Origin of the sequence: Pareuzebyella sediminis, from assembly GCF_008367235.1 — a bacterium.
In the GTDB taxonomy this organism is placed as follows: Bacteria; Bacteroidota; Bacteroidia; order Flavobacteriales; family Flavobacteriaceae; genus Pareuzebyella; species Pareuzebyella sediminis.
Map to the genome: position 1 here is coordinate 865987 of NZ_VTZS01000002.1, position 25146 is coordinate 891132.

General features: G+C 42.5%; 20 protein-coding genes and 1 other RNA gene. 7 read left to right on the forward strand and 14 right to left on the reverse strand.

Annotated elements, in window-relative coordinates; genetic code table 11:
• Positions 1–378: 378 nt before the first annotated feature.
• Positions 379–1323: an Ig-like domain-containing protein gene (locus F2B13_RS10290; RefSeq protein WP_149274994.1), complete on the reverse strand. Its 945-nt coding sequence runs from the start codon at positions 1321–1323 to the stop codon at positions 379–381.
• 375 nt (positions 1324–1698) lie between these two features.
• Here F2B13_RS10290 and F2B13_RS10295 point away from each other — a divergent pair, with 375 nt between their 5' ends.
• Both F2B13_RS10295 and F2B13_RS10300 read left to right on the forward strand, forming a co-directional pair.
• Positions 1699–3267 carry a S8 family serine peptidase gene (locus F2B13_RS10295; protein ID WP_198439740.1) on the forward strand — a complete coding sequence of 523 codons (1569 nt, stop codon included), beginning with the start codon at positions 1699–1701 and terminating at the stop codon, positions 3265–3267.
• Positions 3268–3296: 29 nt separating this feature from the next.
• The gene (locus F2B13_RS10300) at positions 3297–6062 is read left to right on the forward strand and encodes a CHAT domain-containing protein (protein ID WP_198439741.1); all 2766 of its coding nucleotides are present in this window, start codon (positions 3297–3299) and stop codon (positions 6060–6062) included.
• Here F2B13_RS10300 and F2B13_RS10305 read toward each other — a convergent pair.
• Together F2B13_RS10305 and F2B13_RS10310 are read right to left on the reverse strand one after the other, a co-directional pair.
• Positions 6037–6807: a tetratricopeptide repeat protein gene (locus F2B13_RS10305; RefSeq protein ID WP_149274997.1), complete on the reverse strand. Its 771-nt coding sequence runs from the start codon at positions 6805–6807 to the stop codon at positions 6037–6039. The two genes, F2B13_RS10300 and F2B13_RS10305, sit on opposite strands and share 26 nt — an antisense overlap.
• A 4-nt stretch (positions 6808–6811) precedes the next feature.
• Positions 6812–7354 (reverse strand): RNA polymerase sigma factor, encoded by a 543-nt coding sequence (locus tag F2B13_RS10310; protein ID WP_149274998.1) that lies wholly within the window; start codon positions 7352–7354, stop codon positions 6812–6814.
• 1649 nt (positions 7355–9003) lie between these two features.
• On the opposite strand from F2B13_RS10310, the gene F2B13_RS10320 reads away from it, so the two are divergent.
• Genes F2B13_RS10320 through F2B13_RS10330 form a run of 3 tightly spaced genes read left to right on the forward strand, consistent with a single transcriptional unit; the run spans position 9004 to position 9816 of the window.
• On the forward strand, positions 9004–9315 hold the full coding sequence (locus F2B13_RS10320; RefSeq protein WP_149304101.1) for a hypothetical protein: 312 nt from the start codon (positions 9004–9006) through the stop codon (positions 9313–9315).
• On the forward strand, positions 9312–9578 hold the full coding sequence (locus F2B13_RS10325) for a type II toxin-antitoxin system RelE/ParE family toxin (protein ID WP_149275000.1): 267 nt from the start codon (positions 9312–9314) through the stop codon (positions 9576–9578). The genes F2B13_RS10320 and F2B13_RS10325 overlap by 4 nt, the downstream gene beginning before the upstream one ends.
• Positions 9579–9633: 55 nt before the next feature.
• Entirely contained in the window at positions 9634–9816 is a 183-nt protein-coding gene (locus tag F2B13_RS10330) for a hypothetical protein (RefSeq protein ID WP_149275001.1), read from the forward strand.
• A 244-nt stretch (positions 9817–10060) separates the two neighbouring features.
• Here the strand turns inward: F2B13_RS10330 and F2B13_RS20430 are convergent, their stop codons facing one another.
• The 4 genes from F2B13_RS20430 to F2B13_RS10360 form a co-directional block, all read right to left on the reverse strand.
• Complete coding sequence (locus F2B13_RS20430) at positions 10061–10609, reverse strand: collagen-like triple helix repeat-containing protein (RefSeq protein WP_198439742.1); 549 nt, start codon at positions 10607–10609, stop codon at positions 10061–10063.
• 441 nt (positions 10610–11050) lie between these two features.
• Positions 11051–12298 (reverse strand): site-specific integrase, encoded by a 1248-nt coding sequence (locus F2B13_RS10345; protein ID WP_149275002.1) that lies wholly within the window; start codon positions 12296–12298, stop codon positions 11051–11053.
• Positions 12299–12535: 237 nt separating this feature from the next.
• Positions 12536–12934: a transfer-messenger RNA gene (gene ssrA, locus F2B13_RS10350) on the reverse strand.
• Position 12935: 1 nt separating this feature from the next.
• On the reverse strand, positions 12936–13271 hold the full coding sequence (locus F2B13_RS10360) for a hypothetical protein (RefSeq protein WP_149275003.1): 336 nt from the start codon (positions 13269–13271) through the stop codon (positions 12936–12938).
• Between the two features lie 8 nt (positions 13272–13279).
• Between F2B13_RS10360 and F2B13_RS10365 the strand changes: the two genes are divergently transcribed.
• Positions 13280–14488 (forward strand): NAD(P)-dependent oxidoreductase, encoded by a 1209-nt coding sequence (locus F2B13_RS10365; protein WP_149304102.1) that lies wholly within the window; start codon positions 13280–13282, stop codon positions 14486–14488.
• A 740-nt stretch (positions 14489–15228) separates the two neighbouring features.
• On the opposite strand, the gene F2B13_RS10370 is transcribed toward F2B13_RS10365, so the two are convergent.
• The 4 genes from F2B13_RS10370 to F2B13_RS10385 all read right to left on the reverse strand — a co-directional run bounded on the left by F2B13_RS10370 (position 15229) and on the right by F2B13_RS10385 (position 19620).
• Positions 15229–16674 carry a sulfatase gene (locus tag F2B13_RS10370; RefSeq protein WP_232622943.1) on the reverse strand — a complete coding sequence of 482 codons (1446 nt, stop codon included), beginning with the start codon at positions 16672–16674 and terminating at the stop codon, positions 15229–15231.
• A 12-nt stretch (positions 16675–16686) separates the two neighbouring features.
• Positions 16687–17808 carry an Sb-PDE family phosphodiesterase gene (locus F2B13_RS10375; RefSeq protein ID WP_149275006.1) on the reverse strand — a complete coding sequence of 374 codons (1122 nt, stop codon included), beginning with the start codon at positions 17806–17808 and terminating at the stop codon, positions 16687–16689.
• An 82-nt stretch (positions 17809–17890) separates the two neighbouring features.
• A complete protein-coding gene (locus tag F2B13_RS10380; protein ID WP_149275007.1) occupies positions 17891–18568 on the reverse strand; it encodes a DUF1361 domain-containing protein in 678 nt (225 codons plus the stop codon).
• A 158-nt stretch (positions 18569–18726) separates the two neighbouring features.
• A complete protein-coding gene (locus tag F2B13_RS10385; RefSeq protein ID WP_232622944.1) occupies positions 18727–19620 on the reverse strand; it encodes a phospholipase A in 894 nt (297 codons plus the stop codon).
• Positions 19621–19739: 119 nt separating this feature from the next.
• Between F2B13_RS10385 and F2B13_RS10390 the strand changes: the two genes are divergently transcribed.
• Positions 19740–20099, forward strand: a complete 360-nt coding sequence (locus tag F2B13_RS10390; protein ID WP_149275009.1) for a DUF1801 domain-containing protein — start codon at positions 19740–19742, stop codon at positions 20097–20099.
• A gap of 45 nt (positions 20100–20144) precedes the next feature.
• Here F2B13_RS10390 and F2B13_RS10395 read toward each other — a convergent pair whose 3' ends face one another.
• Genes F2B13_RS10395 through F2B13_RS10405 form a run of 3 tightly spaced genes read right to left on the reverse strand, consistent with a single transcriptional unit; the run spans position 20145 to position 25120 of the window.
• Positions 20145–21755, reverse strand: a complete 1611-nt coding sequence (locus F2B13_RS10395; protein ID WP_149275010.1) for a sulfatase family protein — start codon at positions 21753–21755, stop codon at positions 20145–20147.
• Positions 21752–23071 (reverse strand): sulfatase-like hydrolase/transferase, encoded by a 1320-nt coding sequence (locus F2B13_RS10400; protein ID WP_149275011.1) that lies wholly within the window; start codon positions 23069–23071, stop codon positions 21752–21754. Before F2B13_RS10400 ends, F2B13_RS10395 begins: the two co-directional genes overlap by 4 nt.
• Positions 23072–23125: 54 nt before the next feature.
• Positions 23126–25120, reverse strand: a complete 1995-nt coding sequence (locus F2B13_RS10405) for a DUF3857 domain-containing protein (protein WP_149304103.1) — start codon at positions 25118–25120, stop codon at positions 23126–23128.
• Positions 25121–25146 lie beyond the last annotated feature (26 nt).

Consider the following 25146-nt stretch of genomic DNA (forward strand, 5'->3'; position numbering starts at 1 on the left):
ATAGTGAAGTCTACGTGCAGAGAAGCGCTTCTAGAGCAAGCACCAGTTCTTTAAAACACTGGATGTTAAGGCAGTGGTTTGCTTACCATCTCCGACCCATAGGTCCATGAGGTTTTGTTTACTAAACGGAAAAAACCGGAGAGGACCCCGGTTTTTTTATATTTCTGAACTTTTTAAGACTTGCAATTGCGCAACTATAACTACTACATTGATAGTACACAAAAATGGCGGGGTCCAAAGCAGTTTTAGTTCCATCGGTCAAGCTAAATACCGTTTCACCTTAACCGTAATTGAAACCCTTTCCTTCTATTTCGATGATATAATATTGCCTATATAGATGGCGCTATACTATGAACAGAAGTGGCTAAAATGAATCGATTATAACCCTGGGCTCAAAGGAATTGGATCAACTATTATGCCTGGATCGATTGGAATTGGATCGACTATTGTGCCTGGATCGAAAGGAATTGGATCGACTATTATGCCTGGATCGATTATTATGCCTGGATCAAATACAAATGGTTCCCTAACTGTAACCACGCATTCAGCACTGATACCCTCCACTGTGGCAGAAATAGTAACCTCACCCACTGTGTGTGCGATTACAACCCCGTTATTAACTGTGGCAATAGCATGGTCTGAACTGTTCCAAACAACCGGTGCATTACCTATATCGGTAGCAATGGTCAAGTTTTTATTACTGCCCTCAACGAGAGAAAGCTCTATTTGGTCAAAATGAAGTTCTAACAAGATGACCTCTACATCACAGGTGGTAGTTTTATCACCGGCAGCGGCGCTAATCTCGGCCGTTCCAAAGTTTATGGCCGTTACTGTACCGTTATCCGCAACCTCAGCTACTAACGGATCCGAGCTTTCCCAAATAACTTCTGTATTGCCTATTTCAGAGGTAAAGGCCAAGGCCACTGTATCTTTTAGAGCAAGTGAGACTTCCGTTTGGTTTAAAGCAAGTTCAGGAAGCGTAATCTCCACATCACATGTCGTGGACATCTCTCCTGCGGTAGCCGTAATTATTGCGGTGCCAAAACCCACGGCGGCAACTGTACCACTTTCATCAATATTGGCCACTAAAGGGTCGGTACTTGTCCAAGATACCGTCTGATCTCCGATATCCGATGTAATTGCCAAGGATTCGCTGTTTCCCAGCTCCATTTGTAATTGGTTCTTGTTCAAGCTCAAGGTCTTGACGGTCTGAATTCCATCATCATCCTTTTTGCAGCTTACGACTAAAAAAGACATTAAAAAAAGTAATATGCCAACACGTAGCACCATCTTAGTTCGATACTTTACTAACACTAGTTTCATAATCAATAGATTTAATTAATAAACGTTTTTATTGTTCGCTATTTGGTCTGGGAGATTGGAAAGAGGTTAACAGATGTGATGTAAAAACAAGATGCCACAATGAAGAATCGATTGAACAGGTAAATGGCCCATAATTATACATGGAGTATAGAATAGGAAATCACGGAGTGTTTAGAACACAAATCCTATTGAATTTCAAAGAGAAAACTTACGATTATGTACTAAAAATATTATCTTTAAAATGCACGCAGTATACCTTTCCCCCAAATATGAGTAGTTCAAATGCCTAATTTGGCAGGAATACTCATATTAAATAATATGGTTTTAACTCCGGTACTTAGATACATTGCGTTTAAACTACTAAAATCCAATCCTATGAAAATAGCTCAGATCTTAAACTATCTAATCTTATTTTTATTAATCGCGGCAGTATCTTGCGATGATAAAATAAAAATAGAAGACGACGACGGAGATGGTATATCGAATGAAAAGGACCAGTGCCCGAATACCTTGGTGGGAGCAACAGTAAACGAATTTGGTTGTAATCTGAACCCTCAAACCGGGGATACAGACCAAGATGGTATTCCTGATGAAAGGGACGAATGTCCCAATACGCCCCTCTTAACGGAAGGTTTATCGGTCAATAACACGGGATGTTTAGAGAATACACAAATATCGCAGGATGAGCCGGCTGAACTAGTGGAAGTAGACAATCAAATGATCATTAGTGGCTTCTCTAAATACAATGAAGAACAAAAAAATGAAATAATAGAAGAACTAAAATCAGAATTTGGGGATAATCTCCAAACATGTTCCTGTGATGAAGACATTCTCCTATGGACCTTGGATAGTAATATTGATCTGGACAAAGCTATTGCCACAGCCAAGAGTAAAGGAGACGAAGGTCTAGATGGTGATAAAAACTATACATTTGGGCTGTATCAAGAGATATTCAACCGTGGTGTTGTACCTAATGATGTAATACAGCCCATCCTCGTTGAAGGTATGAGCGATTTGCCTGTAGTAGCCATTTTAGATTCGGGTCTTGACATTGAGCAACTTGGTTACGCTGGATTACAGCTAATGAATACAGAAAATATAAATGAGATAATCAATTGCACCGAAATTACTGATGCCTCCACAACCTCTGGCTTCGGATGGAACTTTGCGGATGGTAATGCAGACATGAGCACTGATGAAATTGCTCATGGTACCAATGTCACAAAGACTTTCATAAGTAGTCTTCAAGGTGCAGCACTAGATGAGTTCCAAATACTGCCCTTAAAGCTTTTCGACGAAAATGGTCGAAGTTCTTATTGGCACATGGTCTGTGCGTTCAGTTATTTGAGCAAAATATATGGGTTGGGTTACGATATTGCCCTCATAAACACCAGTTTTGGTGGTGCTTTGAGCACCCTTACTGATGATGACACAGAAGAGAGTGATGACTTATTAGTTCTAAAAGCCCTTATAGATTCACTTGACGAATCGCTAATTGTCTCATCTGCCGGAAATAATAAGAGCAACAACGACAATATTCCACACTTTCCTGGTAGCTATAATTCGAATATATGGTTTGATTCTCCATCCACTAATATCGTAGTGGTGGCCGGGCATGACAATAAAATTGAACCCAGCCTCTTCTCCGACGCTGATATTGGATCGAATTTTGGGGTCTCAACAGTAGATATTGCAGGTCAGTGGCATCATACAATACTTGAAATGGGGGAAACCCCTTGGGGAGACCCAGTTGACGGATTGATTTTAAAAGGAACCTCATTTAGTACTCCGATAATTGGAGCTCATCTATTACAACACTATTTAGAATTGGGTAAATCTGAAAAAGGGGTAGGTCTAAAGGATAATTTTATTTCTAATTATAGCCCGATTATATCTGCCACACCACTACAATCTCAGATAAAAGATGGGAATCTTATTAGGTAGGATTACTAAAAGTTAAGCAAATGATTTCTATGAGAGACATAGAGGCACTTCTTGTTTATAGAACGTATTTTGTATTTCTTTTTATGATTTTAACCTTCATGCCGGTGGGGCAAGCCCAATGTAACTCCTTAAGAAACTTAATTAATTCCAATCTAACCTCCTCCGAAAAAGGCAGTGCAATAGATTCCCTAATTAACAATTTAATCGATCAAAAAAGCGATAGTTTGGCAGATTGCTATCATGACTTAGGATATAGGTGGTATTATAAAAATTGGGTTGCCAATAAATCCACTTCAGATATTGAAAATGCAGTAAAATATACTAAAATGGCGATTAAGGTCAGAAAAGAAGCGGATAATTTTGACACCTTATCGTTGCGCCAATCAATGTACAACCTAGCTTTCTTCTTCAAGGCTGCCGGTGACATTTATAAATCAAAGCATGCTTACCGTGATATCATATCACTTTCATTGAATGATGAAAAAGAAAATTATGCCAAGAACCATCTCGGTCTAATATTGATAGGCATGGGCGATTTTAGTGAAGCACTAAATCTTTTTAAGGACGTAGTTCGGTTTTCAATCAAGAAAGAAGATATGTCAGAGCTTCTTTTACTAGCTTATATAAATATATCGGATTGCTATGCAGCTATGGGCTATATTGAAAATAAAGATAGCCTGGATCACTATGTCAAACTCGGCCAAAACCTTATTATGAAAAGAGGTATGGAAAGTACTTATAAAAGTGTACAATTAAAAATTCTCGAGGGCAACTTGAATTTAGAATTAGAGAGATATGATGAAGGCATTAAACTATATCAACAATTAATAAAATCAGAGTATGATGAAGAACAAATTCCTGAAATTGTATACAATAACCTAGGGTTTTGCCAATTAAGGGCCGGAGATACTTTAAATTCTAAAATTAGTTTGTTGAAATCCATTGAGTTAAATTCCAAATTCTCGTATCCCTATGAAAATCTTGGCGACCTTTCACTTAAAAGAAGGGAATTCAGAAAGGGAATGGCCTATTACCAAAAAGCTATTGACCTTGTTATCGGCCGTGAGGGAAATAAGACCCAAGGCCTACCTTCACCGGAAGAGTTGGAGTTTACCCAAGACAAGCTGTCATTACTCAACCACATGACTACGATGGCTAAAGGGTGGATTGAGTACTACAAAGCCGAAACCAAGAAGGATTACCTTATTAATGCCCTAGCCACATTTGAGAAGGCCGATCAACTGATTGATATCATCAAAAGTGAAAACACGGAGTTTAAATCAAAACTCTATTGGCGGGAACAAAGTGCAAAATTATATGTAAGGGCCATTGAGGTCAGCTATTTACTAAACAGGCCCGAAGAAGCCTATTATTTTATGGAACGTAATAAAGCGTTACTGCTATTGGAGGACCTGACCAACGAAGAGGCCAAGGAAATTGCCCGAATACCTGAACAAGAAGCCCAAAAGGAGTTTGAGCTAAAACGGGCCATTTTCTTATCAGAAAATAACCTGCAACAGCTATCCAATGAAATACCTCATGATTCTTTAACGGCAATCAAACATACTATTCGCTCTCAAAAATATGCCTATGAAAGGTTTTTGGACTCCCTTGAAAAAAATTATCCCCAATATGCCAAGTTTAAAAAAAAGATAGATTTTCTCGCCCTTGACGATTATAGAACTGAATACCTTACCGATAACAAGGCGTCGCTACATTATATTCTCAATGAGAAGGACGGTTATGGCCTATTGACCACCACGGACACTTTAGCCTTATTTCAGCTAGATTATATAAATCAACTCCATAAAGACCTTAAACAACTCAGAACGTATTTATCTTCGGGAATTTCGGATATTCATACGTTGAACACTATATCCAATAGGCTATTCAATATACTGATGCCTAAGGAGCTTTTTGATCATGTTAAGGGGAAACAACTCACCATTATCCCTGATTATACCCTGCAGCAGATTCCTTTCGAAACTTTGGTCACCAATAGCACTAATTTAGACTATCTTTTTAAACAGGTAGAAATCGGTTACGCCTATTCCATATCCTTAAATCATTTTAACCAAAATAATCGAAAGGAAACGTCGGCAAATTTGTTGGGGATTGCACCTATACATTTCACCCTTCTAAACCTGCCCGAATTATATTTCAGTAAGGATGAGGTTAGGAGTGTAGCCAGTATATTTCCTGGTCAAACCTTATTTAACGAAAAGGCATCCAAGTCAAATTTTATGGCTAATGCAGACCACCATAATATTCTTCATTTGGCCACACATGCCGATATCGGAGATGGCGAAAATCCTTGGGTAGCCTTCAGTGATTCAAAAATGTACCTAAAGGAGATTTATGCCATAAAGAACCATGCTGATATGGTCGTGCTTAGCGGATGCAATACTTCAAGTGGTGAAGTTATGAATGGCGAAGGTGTTATGAGTTTGGCCCGTGGTTTCTTTTATGCCGGCGCTAAAAGTGTTGTCTCTACGTTATGGCCTATAGCAGATGAGGCCGGTAAGGACATTCTTGTCAATTTTTACAATAATCTTAATCAGGGCCTCACCAAATCAACGGCCTTGCAAAAAGCCAAACTGGATTATTTGGCAAATACAAAGGAGGAAGAACTAAAACACCCCTACTACTGGGCCGGTTTTATAGTTTTAGGGGATAACTCGCCTGTCTCGAACAAACCCATTTCACCTTGGCTATTTACCGGGCTTGGACTATTAGGCATAGGAATTTTAGCATTCGGCTTTAAGAAAATTAGAGCTCTTCGAGCAGTTGCTTAGCTTCTTTGGCTTTATAAGTGTTCATTTCTACCACCTTTTTGAGAGCTTCTTTGGCCTTTTTGGTATCTTCTAACTGCAAATAGGCCATGGCCAAATACCAAGTGGATTTATCGGTAAGGGAATCATCGGTTTGCAAATGCTCTTGTAGTAAAGGAATTGCCTCTTCAGCCCTATTCAGTTGAATCAAGGCGTTAGCTTTGTAAAAAAGATAATAAGGTTCTTTGGCGGAGGTGTACAACGCTGTAAAAAGGGGTAAAGCTTCTTGATAATTGCCTTTAGAGTAGGCCAAAAAGGCCTGATTCTTTGCATCGTTCGTTTCTTCTCCGCGTGTTATGGGGTGGGTCACGTTCCGATAAGGAACAAAGTTTTCGGTAAACAAATCATGCGGGTTCGCAGTTTGGTTCGCCGTAAAGAAATAGGTTAGGCCGGCCAAAAGCGCGATAGAGGCGGCAACTAACCATTTTTTTGGGAAACTCTTCGTTTTTGGGGCTTCGCGATGGGCCTCGGTTTGTTCTTCGGTAGATGCGGTTCTTTGTTCCGCAACCCGCGCTTCGGTTTCAAAATCAGCTAGAATGTTCATAAAATTTTCGTCCTCCTCCGTGGTTATGGCCCGTCTAACATCCATTTGAAATTCAGCTTCGGCCCTGAAATCGGGATCACTTTTTAATAAGTCGTTGAATTCTTGCCATTCCGGTTCGTTCAGCTTGTCTTGTAGGTATTTTTCCAGCAACGTTTCTTTGTCCATAGTCCTATCTATTACATAGTTGTCTGAGAGTTTTTAAGCATCGGGACTTCTGGGCCTTTACAGTATTTTCATTCTTGTATTCGGCGTGCTTTGCAATCTCTTCGATACTTAGTCCGCGATAATAGAACATTGTTAACACCTGTCGACATTTTTCACCTAATTCTTTAAGGTACGTTCTAAGCAATAGTTGTTTTTCGGTCAGTGGTTGTTCGGTATCGATTTCAACTTCGGGAAGTTCTGCCTCCACAATGTGCAGTTGAGTCTCGTAGGGTATTTCCCTCTTTTTTGACTTCAATGCATCATAAATCTTAAATTTCCCGATAGCGAAAAGATAAGTTTTCATACTGCTGTCAATAGCGTTCAACTTTCCCTGGATCGCTCGCTTTCGAAGTGCCAAGAATGCTTCTTGATATACGTCCGCCAAGTCATCTTTATCGAGATTATACCTCCTGCCAAAATTCAGAAACTCAGCCCTATATCGATTATAAAGCGCTTTCAATTTCAACCTATCGTCCGATTGCAAGTCTTTTAGCGCAGTTTTATCCATACAAAGGCTTTTCGATGCTATGCTTATGCTAAATATATATTTAAAAAAGAGAATAAAAAAGTACTGGGACTTTCACGCTGTAGATTTATTTGTAATTGCGTAGCGCCTAGTCCATTTTCCCGAAACGGGAAAAGAAAGATTTAAAATACCCTAACTACTCAATTAGTTTCAGTCGTTATTATCGAGAAACTTCCAAAGGTTTCAGCGTATGGCCGAACATTAATGGTACTTGATTAGCCTTATCAAGTTTAATTGGTCTTGCCTTGTTCTATTATCCAAACAACCGTGAGGGCTACACCAGCTCTGTTTGCAAATTTTGTTTGTGTAACATTTACTTCTTTTCTTCGTGTCTTTACAAATTCGGATAATGATAAATATATCTAGGTATAAATTTTTATTTAATGTAGATGAATGCATAAAAACAAACTCCGCCCATGGGCCTACATTGTATTCCGGCCAAAGCGCATCTTTAAAAAAACTCTTGAACCCCATTCATTTTCTCCACTAAAAATGAATGAAGTTCGCTTGGCCCGTCTTGGGAGTATCCGTTACTAATATGATGTAGAGAGGTACCAAAACAGTGTAAAACAGTATGGATTTTACCTAGGAGATTGAATATCAATCCACTAACTGTTTTAAGCTTTCTTTTTGCATGAAAATGAATGAAGATATACACTATTATTCCTTACGTCTAAAACGGGCTTATATCATATTGAAAACGCGAAATAAAGGGATTTGCTAGATAGCTTGACTCCTGCCGATCTAGAGCAGTGCAATGCCTGAGATGCAAAAATTTTTAAACCTTCTCTTTTATTTTTATAGAGATATTTTAAATATGTTTTGAATGTTTAATATAATAGGTAACAAGTCCATTTTTGGGACAGTAGCGTTTCATAGATGTACCAACATGTCCCATTACTGTACTGGTGTTGTCCCAAAACTGTACTAGTGGGCCAATATGGCAAAACGGTTCTTTTTCTACCAAATCTTATTTTTTTTTCATAAAGGGTCTTTGTTGACTATGACTTTGTTGGAAGCAGAATTTTTTACTATGTCAGTAGTACTGTTTAAAACCTCTTTTGTCCTGGTAATTTTCGAATTGTAAAGTAGAAGGTTTCCTTTCATACTATTGTTTTTAGGAGTAGGAAGAAAAAGAAGAGCAAGAGGGTAACACGCTGACGCGGTGTTACGTTTACTATGTGTCTGGTAATCAGAAAATTAATTAGTGTTTGGGATTTTTACAGGAAGCAAATTTGCGTCAAATGGCCTGGGAACCCCTATAAAATGGGAAAAATTTGCGGCAAATCCATTTGGAGGAACTTTTTTAAGGAAGATTTTTCACGCATTTTTTAGGTAAGGCCTTAGTTGAAAAATACAAAATAATCGGACTCAAAAAAAAGGCCTAACACGTATTTGCCATAGCCCGTGCGCCCTATTTCGATTTTACTTGACGCTTATCTGCCGGAACGCTATAAAATCGAAACAGGATCCATGCGCAGGTTAGTTCTGGTGGATTTGGGACCTATAATTCGACGGATAATTCAACGGAACAGCCTTGGTAGGAAGAAAAGATATATTCCAACATGCTATTTTTAATAAATCCAATTCTTCTAATATTAGTCTAATGGTATTAGATAATATTTATAAAAATGTTGGATATCGTATCTAAATATCGGAATCTTTTGGCCAATATAGGTGCGTATATCGAAGACAGTAAATTCAAGAAAGAATATCTCATAGAGCGGTTGGGAATTTCAAGGGCCACATTTTACAATAAGGTAAAAAAGAAAAGTTTCACTACTGATGAAATGGTGGTGTTGAGTCCTATTCTTTTTCCCGAGGAAGCAAAGGCTTTCGAAATCAAGGAAGCACTTCGGGCCTGTAGAGAAGATAGCAAGGCCGGAAAAACCAGAAGTCATAAGGATGTCATGGCAGATGTTGGGAGCAAATTGAGATCATGAAGGTTGTTTGGACCCAGAAAGCCGAAAAGTCGTTCAATGGTATTGTTGACTACCTATTGGATGCATGGACCGCTGAAATCGCAATCAGTTTCTCTGATCTAGTGGACCATACGGAAAAACAAATAGTGAAAAACCCTAAAAGGTTCAAGGTATCGGAATATGACAAAATGAGTAGGGAGGCCTTGATTACAAAACACACAACAGTATTTTATAGAATTTTAAATAATTGCATTGAGATTGAATACTTTTGGGGGCAACTTTGATAATCCTTAGAAAATAAATGAATAGCTAAAGTTTGAATAAACAATTACCAAATTGATGAAGAATAAATTTGCCTATTGCTTTTTAGGTCTAATACTAGTGTTGATGGTAGGTTGCTCAAAGGATGAAGAATGCACCCGAATCGATAGAATTGGCGGCGGATTATTGCCCGAACAGGAAATTGAAGTTCCCTGCGATTTTCCGGAGCCGAAACCCTTAGGAACTATATTTAACCGATAAGGGCAATAAAACGATGGACTCGTACAAATCACACCATGGGCAAAGAGTTTGTTGTGAATTAGGAACTACCTAAATTGTCAATAAAGGATGTAAAAGTTCTCAACTTCTTCCTATCGACCTTATGCTCGATTCCGGCTAACCTGTCCTTCAAAACTACCATTTCCTTAATCGCCCTGTCCATGTTCCATATCAAAAAACCGGGGCTTTTGCCCCGGATTTCTGGCGTGGTGATTTTCCGCCTTTATTAGTCAAGCCCAAAGAGGTCCATTACCTCTTGATAGGACATTTTGTAGTAGTCCAGACTTTTCGCTGTGCTGCTCACCGAAGACGAAGGTATCACAATATACCTTGCTCGCCCTGCTGGCGGCACAGAACTTGTCTCCGCCCTGAAGTAAAGTCTAATTTGCCCAGGTTGAAAAGCGAAGTTTACCGTTGAGGTCGCTGTCCAAGACACAGGAAGCGGGTAAACATAGGTTCCAGATTCAAAATATACTAGAATGACCGAATCTTCCAAATCTTGGGCTGTTATATCTGTGACGGTTTCGTCGTGAGTGGCAAAAACTGAGGGGCTCGTCGACCAAGAAACATCAAACCAATCGGATGCAATGACATTGGCATTTCCGTCTTCCCCTGGCTCACCTTGAAGTCCTTGTTCGCCTTGGGGGCCTGCCACTCCTTGTTCACCTTGGGGTCCTTCAGGCCCCATGGGCCCCTCCGGACCTTCCTTATCACAGGAAATCAGGACAGTTGCAAGAGCAAAAAATAACAGCGTACATAATTTCATAGTTTTCATAATTAAAAGAATTTAATAGTTTAAGGATTCTGGCTCCTAGCGTGATTTACTAAGTTGGTTAACCAAGAACCGCCCGAGCACCAATTTTGGCTAGGTGTTTCGCTCGAAGCGACTGCTACAACATAAGGGCCGGGAATCCATTTTTTTATGACCTTTAAGTCGTAATTCCTGTTAAAAGTAAGATGCTACTTCTTTCGAAAGGTGTTTAAATGTATGAATTACAGTGTTCTGTGTGTGGTAGGATAAAAAGAGATTAAAATCAGGCTATATAGCACTTTTACATGCCAATCGTAAATGAATAAAAGTGTGAATGATTTAGGGATTTCTCTGAGTTCCTTTATCACCAATGATTTTTCTGTTTTACGTATGGTTTTTAAGGCTGAAAATAGTAAGTATGGGCTCCCAATTTTATCGAAGTAAATAGAGATTTAAGTTGTCATTCTAGCGAATGCCTTTTTTTGTCATTTTATTTTTCCCATGGGCTAGCACCTCCTTCAAAACCGCCATATCCTCGCTCACCTTCTTGCTCACAATCTTGGCATAGTGCTGGGTAGTCCGCAAATTTTTATGTCCTAACAGCTTGCCTACCGTTTCGATGGGCATTCCGTTGGAAAGCGTTACCGTAGTCGCAAAGGTATGGCGGGCCAGATGCGTGGTCAGGTTTTTGGTAATGCCGCAACGATCGGCGATTTCCTTGAGGTAGGCGTTGGATTTCTGGTTGCTCAAAACCGGAATGACGCATTCACCGTTTTGCACCTTGGGGTGGGTTTGGTACTTCTCCAAGATGTCCATAGCGGTTGGGAGTAGGGGAATGCCCAGTTTCGACCGCGTTTTTTGTCGCGCACTTTGTATCCACTGGCTGCCATCGATGTGGGGCACAATATTGTTGGGCGTCAACTTTTTTACATCGATATAGGCCAGACCGGTAAAGCAACAGAACACGAACATATCCCGCACGATATCCAACCGCGGCATACGGATGTCAAGGTTGACCATGGACTCTAGTTCCGCTTTGGTGAGGTATTCCCGTTCGACTGTTTTGAATTGTACTTTATAATTGTAAAATGGGTCCTTAGAAATCCATTCATGGGCAACGGCAAGTCGAATTATTTTCTTGAAGTTGTTGATATATTTTAAGGCGGAGTTATGATTACAATTCTTGGTCACCTTCAGAAAATATTCGAATCCTTTGATGAACTTGAGGTTCACATCTCGAACAGGAATATCAGAACGTCTATATTCACTTTTGACATATTCTTGAACATGTTTCTTGGTAGTATTGTAGCGTTTCCAAGTTCCCAAGGCAAAATCCTTTCCGATTAGCTTTTCCATTTCTGCATTGTGTTCTTCAAAAAGAACTACCAACATTTTAAGCTTGTCGCCATCATCAGCATAGGCACTTTTTAGGTCCAAAGCCGTAAAGGGTTTTTCCTCATCGATAAAGCGTTGGTGAATGCGATTGATCTTGCTTCGAACGGTGTCCAAATATTGATTCAACTGCACGGCCTTTGCGTCCGAACCTTTCATTTTTCCCAATCGGGCATGCCATTTTTCGGGCTCTATTTTACGTGAAATGCTCAATTCGCTTCGTTTGCCATTTACCGTCAATCGCAAGTATATCGGGACTTTCACCGATTTTTCAAGATGTTTACCTTTAATGTAAAAAAGCATTGAGAAAGAAGGGTTCATTTTGCTCACCGAATTGGTCACTTTTAAAGGTAAGAAAAACTGCGTAAACCTATTTGTTAATTAACATAATATCAGTTAATTACATGCCATTCGGTGAGTATTTTTTTGGGGTTAAAAATGCTCACCGAATAGGTCACCTAAAATACAGTTTCAAAACGATTCTTTTGGGTATGAAAAAAATAAAAACCCCTGATAATCATAAGATTAAGGGGTTTTTGAATCGTTTTGGTACTGTTTTAGTGGAGCCGGAGGGATTCGAACCCTCGTCCAAACAAGCAATTACAATGCTTTCTACATGCGTAGTTTCCGCTTGATTTTCGATGCACGCCTGACCGGAAACGGCCTAACGTACACTTAGCTTCTTAAGGTTTTGGTGGCAGCGCCGAAGCTACGCTGCCCTTGTGTTGACTTTTATGGTGCCCCATAATGAACCGCCGTCAACAAGGGCTGTTCAGGGACATCTCGCTTCTCCGTCTTACGGAGACGAGGCATAACCTTACTATAATTCGGGTTACGCGGCAAGAGCGTAATTAGATTCGCCAATTAAAAGTGTGAAGTATGATATTAACGAGCTGTACCCCAGCGCTCGGCATGCTTACATTGCCATTGGTCTCGCTGTCAAAACCAGTCGGCCCCTTCAATGAGGTTGAATCTCCCCAATGATTTTTTTCAAAGAACAATTTTTTGGGCGTTTCCCCCTATATGCCAAAGGCATATAGGGGGCCGGGCTATCCGCTTTTACGCCGACCCACCTTCGCGGGCCGGGGTAATCGCTACCATCCCTAACGCGGGCCTCCCGTCGTTGTAATGGAAGGAGGGCAAAGCTAATGAAAAGTTTGCTTACCCCCACAAAACCCAGTACATTTAGCACAAAGAGTGTGCCATGTCCCTTTCTATGCTGATAGGGTGCAATTGTGGCACCTCGAGTGTTAAAATCCTGTTCAACCACCGAGTATCCTCGGAATAAATTCATAAAGCAGCATGAAGTTTGGAATCATTCGCGAGCGCAAAAACCCGCCTGATCGACGGGTCGTACTATCCCCAGAAGCCTGCCATAAAGTTTTGCGCAAATTCAAAAAGGCCGAAATCATCGTCGAGTCCTCTCCTATACGTGTTTTTTCAGCTGCCGAGTACGAGGCGATAGGCGTTCCCGTATCCGACAATATGGAAACGTGTGATGTGTTACTGGGGGTCAAAGAAGTACCCATAGCGGCCTTGATACCTAACAAAAAGTATTTTTTCTTTTCCCATACCATTAAAAAACAACCATACAATCGCGATTTGTTGCAGGCCATTTTAGATAAAAACATCGAACTCTATGACCATGAGGTCATCACCGACCCCAATGGAGTACGTTTGGTCGCTTTCGGGCGGTACGCGGGTATCGTTGGGGCGTATAACGGGTTTCGGGCATATGGACTCAAATACAACCTTTTCACCCTGCCCAAAGCGGAAGAACTGCCCGATCAGCAGGCCCTGATCGATGCACTAAAGCGCATTCCGCTGCCCCACATCAAAATACTCCTGACCGGTAAGGGTAGGGTGGGCAACGGCGCCAAGGAAATGCTCGATGCCATGGCACTCAAAAAAGTGACAGTAGCCGATTATCTGGCCAAAGATTTTAACGAGCCCGTGTACTGCCAAACCGATATCGCCGAATACAACCTGCGCAAAGATGGGGTACGTGGTAATAAAGCGGATTTTTTTGCACACCCCGAGGAATACAAGTCCAATTTTTTTCGTTTTGCCAAGGTGACCGACTTTTATATTGCCGGCCATTTTTACGGACAAGGCGCTCCGTATCTGTATACCCGTGATGATGCCAAACACCCCGATTTTAAGATTCGCGTGGTCGCCGACGTGAGCTGTGATATTGACGGCCCTATAGGCTCTACGATCCGACCGTCAACCGTGGCCGATCCCATCTATGGGTATGACCCCGAGACCGAGACCGAAACCGATTTTAAAAAGGAAGATGCCATCGCCGTGATGGCGGTAGACAACCTCCCCTGTGAACTGCCACGCGATGCCAGTGAAGGCTTCGGAGAGGCCTTTGTCAGAAACGTAATTCCGGCATTCTTCAATGGGGATAAGGATGGTGTGCTCGAACGGGCGCAGATGACCAAAGACGGTCGCCTGACCGAACGTTATGCCTACTTACAGGACTACGTAGACGGTAAGGAGAATTAGCAAGTAGTGTCATTCCCGCGTAAGCGGGAATCCACTTATAGGAACTGAAGTAACGCTATTGTTGGATTCCGTATCCTTTACGGAAGGACACCGGCGATTTCATCTTGTTAGGCGATTATTGTCCTTCCTGCGGAAGCAGGAATCCACATGCAGGCACTATAACGATGAAACGACTGGATCCCGCATCAAGTGCGGGATGACATAAGCGGGTCCTCTCTCATTCCCGCGCAGGCGAGAATCCACTTGCAGGTGCGGAAGCGAAGTAATCACTGTATCCCGTATCAAGTGCGGGATGACAGCCTTAAAAGTAATGTTAGGTCTGGGAGTACTTTGTCATTCCTGCGGAAGCAGGAATCCACATACAGGCATTGGAACGATGAAACGACTGGATCCCGCATCGAGTGCGGGATGACACAAGTGGGTCCTCTCTCATTCCCGCGCAGGCGAGAATCCACTTGCAGGTGCGGAAGCGAAGTAATCACTGTATCCCGCATCAAGTGCGGGATGACAGCCTTAAAAGTAATGTGAGGTCTGGGAGTACTTTGTCCTTCCTGCGGAAGCAGGAATCCACATGCAGGCACTGGAACGATGAAACGACTGTATTCCGCATCAAGTGCGGGATGACAGAATCGTTTGTGAATGTCATTCCTGCGAAAGCGGGAGCCCACAATGGGGTAGGGCGGTGAATACAATGATCCTATTCCCATACAACATGCGATGACCCAAATATTACTTGAATATTACTTGGTTATGCTGTAATCGATGCCCAAGTCATTATTCCGAACTTCTGCTAATTTTCCCGCCAATGCCTTTTGAAAACGCTCGACTACCGCGGCATAATTCGAATCATGGGCCAAGTTGGTGAACTGCAACGAATCGTGGCGCATATCGAAAAGTTCCATGCCCGCACCGGCATCTTCGTCATACTGAATGTAGGCCCATTGGTCGGTGCGCAAGAGAAATGTTTTTCCACCTTGGGAAACCGAAAAGGCGGTATCCCGCACGGAATGAGACGGGTCTTCCAAGGTCTTGACTAGAGATTTTCCTTGAATATGTTTAGAATAGGGTAATCCTGCCAACTCCGCTACGGTCGGATAGAGATCGATCAGTTCGGCAAACGAGTGGCATACCGCCGGCTTTTCCCCAGGTACTTTGATCAACAAGGGTACTTTTGCCGATTCTTCGTGCAAACTGACCTTCATCCAAAAATCATGTTCATCAAGATGGAATCCATGGTCTGAAGTAAAAATAACGATGGTATTATCCTCTAATCCTTCCGTTTTTAAAGCGTTGAGTACCTTCCCTACCTGCGCATCCATATAGGAGACCGAGGCATAATACCCGGCCAGAGCCTTTTTCTGCTGCGCAATGCTCATTTGGCCGTTTCGCGAAGTGACGTAATTGATACCCCTTTCTGGAATATCGTCCCAGTCCCACGATAGTTTGGGGGGCAATTGCATGTGTTCAAAAGGGTAGGGCTCGAAATAGCGTTTTGGAGCAACAAAGGGTACATGAGGTCGTACAAAACCTACGGCCAAAAAGAAGGGTTCATTTTTGTGCTTTTGTAACAACTCCACAGCTTTTTGAGCCGTCTTGCCATCGGAATGCACCAAGTCATCGCCATCGGCCTTTACGATGGTCATCACATTGCCTCCCTTGATCGGAAGGTCACCATTGGGGTTGCCCTGCACGAGTTCTCCTTCCCCTGGAGCCTTCCATTCAGGCCCCTGACTGTTAAAACGCTCTGTCCACGAAGCGGCATCATCGGTGCCGTTGGAGCCCGTTTCGATATCAATGGGCACGCCCATATGGAAGATCTTGCTGACACGCGCCGTATAGTACCCGCTTTCTTTGAAGAGCTGAGGCCAAGTCTTACGATCGGGCCCAATATTTTCACGACCGCTGACATAGCCATACGTAGTGGTAGCATTAGGATAATACCCCGACAAAAAAGAAGCCCGAGATGGTCCACAAACAGGATACTGGCAATAGGCTCTCGTAAAACGGACTGCTTCGGAGGCCAGTTCATCTATATTCGGGGTCGTACCTGCGACCTTACCATAGCAAGAAACCGCAGTAGAGGTGAGGTCATCGGCAATGATGAAAAGTACGTTGGGTCGCTCTGCAGACTGTGCACAAAGTCCAAAGGCAGATGCCCATATCACGAGTACCGTTAGAAGTTTCATACTGTACTGCATTTAATCAACGGTAATGTCCCAAGTAATGATGGGTTGGGTTTTGGGGGCCATGAAACAGCCGATGGCTTTTAATTGAAGGGCAATGCTTGGTTTGACCTCGTCAGTCTTTATTTTTAGGGTCTTGGTTGTTCCGGCAGGTATGTCGAAGACCGGCGAACTGCTGTAGAAAGTATACTTCATTTCATTTTCAAAAAGCAGGTCACTGCTCGATATGTTTTTGAGTTCGATTTCAAGTATTTGTGTCTTTCCGATGTATTCGGCCTTTACGACCTCGACACTCGCCTTAAGCAACGGTTTCAGAAATTCTTCCTTGCCGACCAACAAATCGTTGAAGACGGCCACGGTACGGCCTGCAAATAGAGCTTCTTGAAGGCTTTCTATACTTTTCTCCTTAGCAAAGACCAAGGTAATAGGCCGGTTATGGCCTTTTTCGGTATAATCCCAATCGATAAGGCCGTGTATATCACTAGTGCCCATAATAGTAAGGTTTTGTTCCAAGGCGAGTGCAAGCGATTCTTCTGCATAATCCCCGGTATTAATGACTTCGATACCGTGAAGCTCCCCATTTTTAATCCTTGCCTTTTGAAAATCACTTAATATTGGTTTTCCTTGTGGGTTTTGGGCATACCAGGCGGGGTGGTTCCAAAACACGAAGGCATTTTGTTTCTTGGCTTCGGAAAAGGCCGTTTCGGGCTTGTCCGCTACAAGTTTGTTCGCGTCGGATATAAATACGGCATTATTGTGGCCGACAGGGGCGGATCTGGTGATTTCGGAACCATGTACAATCATGAGTCCGTGTTCTTCCGCTTCTTTCATGGCCTTTACCAACTCGAACGAGCGGTTACGATCGGGGTGTGGTATATCTTCGGCATGGGGCTGGTATTCCAAATGCTCTGTCAATGAAATGGCATCAAGGTTTTCGCGAAGAGCTTCTTGCACCCTAATAGTGGGCCATACGTTACCATCGGAAAATACGGTGTGCATATGTAGATCGACTTTTAAGGTCTTATACCCCTCGATGTCGGGGAAGGTCATGGGTTGAGCCCCCATATGGGAGTGGTCTTGAGCCTGAATTAAGCTCGTTGCGAAAAGGGCGATACCGAGTACATGTACTAACTTCATTATAAATAGTTTTTCGGATGTAGGAATTAGGTCATCCGAAAAATACGCATTTTAGAGAAGTTATGGGTGTCAAAAAGTTAAATCATTTTTTGAAACGCCGAAGAGTAACTGCCGGTCGGTGCCTTTGGTTGGATTGAAAGAACAGGAATAAAATCCACATAAACCCACCGAAAGCAAAGGTCATCGCCCATACGTTCGGTTCGAATAGGCTCAGTGTAATTTTTTCGAAAAGTGCCAAAGGTTTCGTCAATACGTCCCAAGAATTAAACCGGAGGAAACGGCCCAAATAGATGCCATAGCCGCTTAACAAACAGGATAGAAAGATAATCAAGGCCGTAGCCTGTCTTGAAAAGTGACGTCTAAGCAGTTGTTTCATATCCATAAGGGAGAGCAGTCCGAGCAGTAGTCCGTTGGCGGCAAAGACAAATACCATAAAAAGATCTAACCATACCAAGTGCGAGTATTCACTATGAAGATGGATCAGGTCGGTGATGATATACGGACTGTTCGGCAAGAATAGTAGCCAAGTGGCAAAGTAGGCTGCAAAACGGAACCTCTTTTTTGTGGATAACGGATAGGTGCGTAACATGATTTGGGTGATCATGTAGGGTAGTGCCGCCAGAAAAAGGTTCCAGGCCAAAAACCAGTAAAAGATACTATGGGCAATTTTACTTCGAAGAATCAATAGTAGTACTGCAAAACCAATGGAAAGCATCAGGTTCAGATGCCGGTTGTCTAATTTGAACAACATTGTTTTCATCTGTATATCATTTTATGGCGTTCGGTGTAGGGGTAGGACATTGCCAAGACGGCTTGAAATGTCTTGGTCCTCATCACGCCAAGATGGAGTAAAACTACAACGATTTTAGTTTTGGGATGTTGTTTCCCAAAAGCACAATATCAATATACTTCGTTCGCCTAATTGATCAAGGATACACCTAGACCCACAGTGGTCTGGCGATGGTTGTAATCGATCAGACTTTCTCCATAGCCTTCAAAGACTTGAACGTGTCCGCTAAAGTTTTTGACGATCGGAAAGGACCAACTGAACAGCAAACTGCCCCTGCTTTTGTCTCCAAAACGCAATGAATGCCTGCCGATGGCAGAAAAACGTTGCTGGCCCCAATCATAGGTGAGCGAGAGTTCACCTCGACCTACAAAATCCGATATGTCAGGATTATCGTCTATCTTGTTGCCCAACCGGAACCAAGGTTTAAACATCACTTGCCAGTCGTTTCGTTCGAAGCCTACATGAAAGACCATACGGTTCCAACTTCTGGAAACGGGATCCGATTGTCCGTTCGATTCGTGAACCAATGCCACTCCGACCATCTTTCCCGTGAAACCCAAAATCGAAAAGTCCACCGGAAAATTAAGAATGAGCTCGGGCTCATAGTTCAATTCCCGAAAAGGCCTCGATTCTTTTTTATTATAGATTTGCCAAAACGCTTTTTGTGTATAGGCCGCCCAAAGATCGCCTTTGCCCCAAAATACGTTATGGAAAATCTTGGTTTTAAGACTTACTTGAAATTTGGCCTCAATAGGGTCAAGATCCATGGGTTCGGGTAGGCTGTTCTCCAAATTTTCACTTTGGGGATCTTTATTGGTATCCGTGGAAAATTTGCCCAACGTAAAATAAATGGGTTTGTACGAAGAAATCAGAAACGTACCCCGATGATGTTCGTCGTCTAGTTCCCATAATTCCGAAAGGCTTTTACTGTTCTTGAACACCCAATCTTTTTCAATATTGTTCTGTCCTGACACGCGGGTAAGGCATAACATGGCCATTAACAAAACAATGACTAGGGACATAATCGATAAGGACCGCAAATGCATCATGCAAAATTCATTTTCCCCATTCAGCGCAAAAATATACATTTGAAAAGCGCGAGGCCGCCCCTTATAGAGATTTAGGATAACTTTATTACTCCATGAATCCTGCAGAAGACTACATACTTTCAAGAGAAGAACCCTTCCGAGGAATTCTACTTCATTTGCAATCGGTCATTGAGCGTACCGTTCCCTTGGTGGAATTGAAGTTCAAATACCGTATTCCGTTCTATTATGTGGAAGGAAGGCCTTTTTGTTACCTGAACCAAAGTAAGGGCTACGTCGATGTCGGTTTTTGGAATGCCGCCCATCTTCCTCGCCATTTACAACTTATGGTGACAACGGGTAGAAAGGCGATGCGTTCCCTGCGCTATTCTCATCTGGAGGAAATCGATGATACTGTTCTAAGGGAGGTGCTCGAAGACGCCTTTAGCGTGCGACATGAAAAATTCTACAAGTAGTACACAAGCCACTGGCGATCTTAAAAAGGTACAGCGCTGAACGTTCTATTCGATCCATCCGTTTTCTTTGTAGAGTCTTATATAGCTGTTGCTCAGGTCATCACTGTCTTTATATTGCTCTCGAAGCCTTTCTAATTTGTCTTTCAAAGTAGCTACTGTCTCGGCATATGCCGGATCATTGTAAACGTTATTGATTTCCTGTGGATCGTTTTGTAGGTCATATAATTCCCATTCATCCACATCATAATAAAAATGAATCAGTTTATATCCTTTGGTGGCAATGCCATAGTGTCGCTTTACCGCATGTTCCCCCGGATACTCGTAATAGTGATAATACACGGCATCGCGATCCCATTTTTCCTTTTCACCTTTCAAAAGGGGCACAAGGCTTTCGCCTTGCATATCGTCGGGGGATACGATACCGGCCACCTCTAAAAACGTTTGGGCAAAATCGAGGTTTTGTACCATTTCGTCTTCGGTCGTATGTGGCGTAATCACATTGGGCCATTTGATCAGAAGGGGTGTTTTGAACGATTCGTTGTACATAAACCGTTTATCGAACCAGCCGTGCTCCCCGAGATAAAATCCTTGGTCGGAGGTGTAGACCACCATGGTATTGTCGGCGAGGTTATGGTCTTCTAAATAATCGAGCAATCGGCCCACATTTTCGTCCACGGCGGCGATACTGGCCAAATAGTCTTGCATGTAGCGCTGGTATTTCCAAACGGTCAGGGTAGAGTCGTTCATAGATGGGAAGCGCTTGGCAAAATCTTCGGCTATCGGGTCGTAAATACTATCCCAAACGGCCCGTTGTTCTGGGGTGAGCCTACCAATGCGATTGCCTATTTGGTTCCAGTTTTTGATCTCCAAGAGGGCGGCTATGCTATCGGGTATTTTTAGGTCGTATGAAAGTTGCATGTGTTTGAGAATGCCCATTTCAGCAGTTTTAGCGGCTGTTCCCCTATTGTCGTACTCATCGAAGAGTGTTTCCGGTAAAGGATATGATTTTTTAGTGAACTCCTTAAAATGTCGGGGTGCTGGCATCCAAGTACGATGGGGTGCTTTGTGCAAGTACATCAACATAAAAGGCTTCGCGGTATCACGTCGTTTTTCCATCCAATCCAAGGTAAGATCGGTAATGATGTCCGTCGTATAGCCTGTAATGGTGGTGTCTCCCGTATTGGTATAAAAGAAGGGGTTATAATAGGTGCCCTGCCCTCTTAGTATCTTGAATTCGTCCACCCCTTTAGGATTGTTCCCAAAGTGTAATTTTCCGAACATGGCGGTCTGGTACCCCGCTTTTTGCAGCAGTTGCGGAAAGGTAACATTGGTGGTATCGAAGGGCATACGGTTGTCGATTTTGCCATTGAGGTGCGAATGCTTCCCGGTCAGGATGACGGCCCTTGAAGGGGCGCAAATCGAGTTGGTCACGCTGGCATTTGTAAATAGCATGCCCTCATTGGCAATGCGGTCGATATTTGGGGTCTTGATCAATTTATCGCTATACGCACTGATGGCCTGATAGGCATGGTCATCCGACATGATGAACACAATGTTCGGTTTTTTGGTATTGGTCGGCTTCTTCGATTTTTCGGAACACGAGACTAACAGTATGCCTGCAATGAAAAGACCGAGCAAAGTTGTTTTTGTTCTCATTTGTTTAGCGTATAATTAAGTAGAACTTCATTGAATTTTCGAAGGGTAGGTTGTACAGGTTCGGGAACGGCATGGAGGCTCAAGGGGTTATTTTCCAGTGGATCTTGCGTAAGGTTATAAATTTCTCCGTTCCCGTACAATTTCCATTCGGTGTTTTGCACATAGTCCCGGGCTTTGAATTTTCCCCATCGGGGTGCGTAATGGCAGTAGATCCATTCTCGAACGTCCGCTGCCTTTCCTAAAAGCTGCGGATAGAAGCTTCTGCCATCCGTTAAAAAATTAGATGGCAATGGGGTTCGGGCGATTTCCAAGAGACTAGGTAGAAAATCGGTAAAGTCGATTAGGTTATTATTGACGCTTTGGGGTCGTATGGTCCCTGGCCAATTGGCTATAAAGGGTACTTGGGTTCCTGCCGTGGTCGTATGCCCCTTGTCTCCACGAAGGGGTCGACCGTTTACTAATGAAGTGACGTCCCTGTCCGTGCCGTTATCCCCGATAAACAGGATCAGGGTATTTTCACGAATCCCTAAAGCTTCCGTTTTTTTTACGATACGTCCTACCAATTGATCCATATAATGTACCATTTCGCCAAAATACTTGGGATCGTTGGTTTTCGATTCGGCCTCAAAAGCTTTAAATTCGGGGTTGTTCGGGGTGGGCACAAAAGGATCATGGGTCAACACCATAGGGTAATAGATGAACATCGGCTCATCGACATGTGACTCCATAAAATTCTCGATATACTCCGTAAAGATATCCGGACCGTATTCTCCAGGGAACTTGACCGTACCTTTTTCCGCAATCCGTAGTAGGGGATCTTTATAGCGCTTTCCCCGTTGATCGACCTGCCATAGGCAATATGAATCAAAACCGTGTTGCTCGGGCCTTGAACCTATCTTGCCCCCAGCCAATTCTTGTTGACGCGCGTTGCCCAATAACTGCCATTTTCCAGCAATACAGGTTTGGTATTCAGAGGCTTTCATCAAATGTCCGAAGGTGGTCTCTTGAGGGTCTAGCAGACCGAAGCCTATATAATTACGTTGATTGTACTTTCCGGTCATTAATTGTACCCTTGATGGGGTACATAGGGGGGTGGAATAGCACTGATTAAATCGCATACCCTCTCGGGCCAAGGCATCGAGGTTTGGGGTGCTATAGCTGTTGCTGCCATAAATGCTTAAGGCTTCTTGCCCAAGATCGTCGGCCATAATAAGGATGATATTGGGTTGTCTTTGAAGGGGTGTCCCAGTTCTCTGGGTTTCGAGACCTATTAAAAAGAAAGAGAGAATTGAGAATATAACAACGGGCGTATTCATACGGATCCAAGGTTTAGTCGAATCCAATGATACTAAAAATATAGGTAATATCTTTTATTTCCTAGACCGTTCGCCATCTTTTTCTAGTACGACCAAAGAATTCCGCTGAATGTCGGTCACGTGTTCGAATACTTTTTTAAGCGGTTCGTAATCATCCGCCAAAATATGGCTTTTGTTCAAAGCCAGTTTAAAAAGAATACTAATTTGACCGGGCATTTGTTGGTTATAAAATTCTAAGGTGACTATTTTATCGCCCATATGAACTACTTGTTTCTCTGGTAGTTCGGCCACGTTGTAGCCCTCTGGAATTACCATTGACAGCTGGTATTTATACATTCTACCGTAACCAAGATCTACTGGATAATTTCGCTTTTCTAGCTTAAAGGGGTTTTCCTTAAAAAATAGCACAAAGAATGGATTGATATATACCCTGTTTCCTTGAAGTATATTGTCAACTTCAAAGCTGAAACGCTCAGAAGCCCTACGTTCATCGCTTCTCTCTTCATAAAACTCATGGGAAATGATGGTATAGTCATCGCCAATGGATTGTTCCATTTGTTCAATATAGGCCTGGGGGCTGAGGCTTTTCAAATTTTTATGGGTTTCAATGGCTTCATAGCCTTGAGTAACGACATCAAGTACGCCTAAGGCCTTGCCTTTTTCCACATCGAACTTAACATTGGCGCGTACGAAATAGCTATTCTCGTTTTCCGGTTGAATATTGAACCAATAACTATCCTCTTTAAAGTCCATCACTCGGCCATAATGGTTCAACGCACGAAAGGGGAGCATACCGAACGGCATAAATTTGTCGGTGGCATCAAGAAGGTAGGTTTTTCCATCGATCTCTACTTTTGCAATGGCATAATTGAAATCGGACATTACGGGATGGTTCCTTTTTGGAAGACCGGATTCCCTAGTGGAAATCAGCATCAGATTGGTTTTAATGTCACCGGCGTTCAACAGATTGATCAATGACATATTAATTTCACTGGCGCTTCCTTTTCGTTCTTCAAATGCCTCTTTTACTCGGGCTTTTCCGTAGACTCCATACTGCCCGTCCCAAGTGTAATGATTGCGAATAAATGAATAGATGTTCTTCGCACGGATCAAGGGATCTTGATGAACCAATAGGCTGCCACGGACATTTTTCTCAAAAAAAACGTTTTTGGTAAGCTGCCTCCCGATATCCTGGTCTGTTCTGAATTCTTCATCGACATCTTTCCAGCTTTTGGTGTATTTGTCGGTAACACCGTCTAGACGATGGTGCTCGGAGAGTTCGAAGTCAAGGCGCGAAATGTAGTTTTTCTCCGAAAGCATAAATTGTTTTGCCGCCTTGAAAGCCGGAATGCCCCTCATGGCGTATTTGAGTACTTCACAATCGGCGTCCTTTGGATAACCGGCTATATGAAAACATTGCTTTTGAATCTTTGCCTCATTGAGGTCTAGTTTGAGGTTTCCGGTCAATGTTCTGTTATATCGATAATTCCCGGGAATCTTGGCATTGAACTCACTATATATTTTAGGAATTTCCGACTGAAAGGCCCATCCGTTAAAATTGAAAACAAACGGTGAGATCATCTTGTAGTTATATTCAAGAATACTTCCTTGTGTTGCCTTTGGAAAGGTAAACGATTCTATAGATTTGTAATCGCTAACGTCCTTAGTAAAGATTTCCGATGGTAATACCCTATACTGTGTGCCGTCAACATGGGTAATTGCTTGTAGTTTTTTTATTTTCTCTACAGAAGAACCATTTTTATAGAGGGGTATTGAAATCGTTGCATAATCTAGGCCCAGTTCGTCTAGAACCTTAATCTTCGTATGATATTCTTTAACTAAATATATGCGACGATTGATTACCTCGAAATAATTGTCGCCTCGTTCATAAAGCACTACCGCATGCGCCAAGGTATCTTGTTCATAGGTGGACAGGTTTTTTTCAGCTGTGGTGAGCGTTCCAAATGCCACTTTCTGCTGTGAATAACCCATCATGTTGGTAAGAACCAATACTACAGCAAAAAGGAAATCGATAGTTCGGAAAGACATGGGCGAAAATTAATAATTGCCCTATA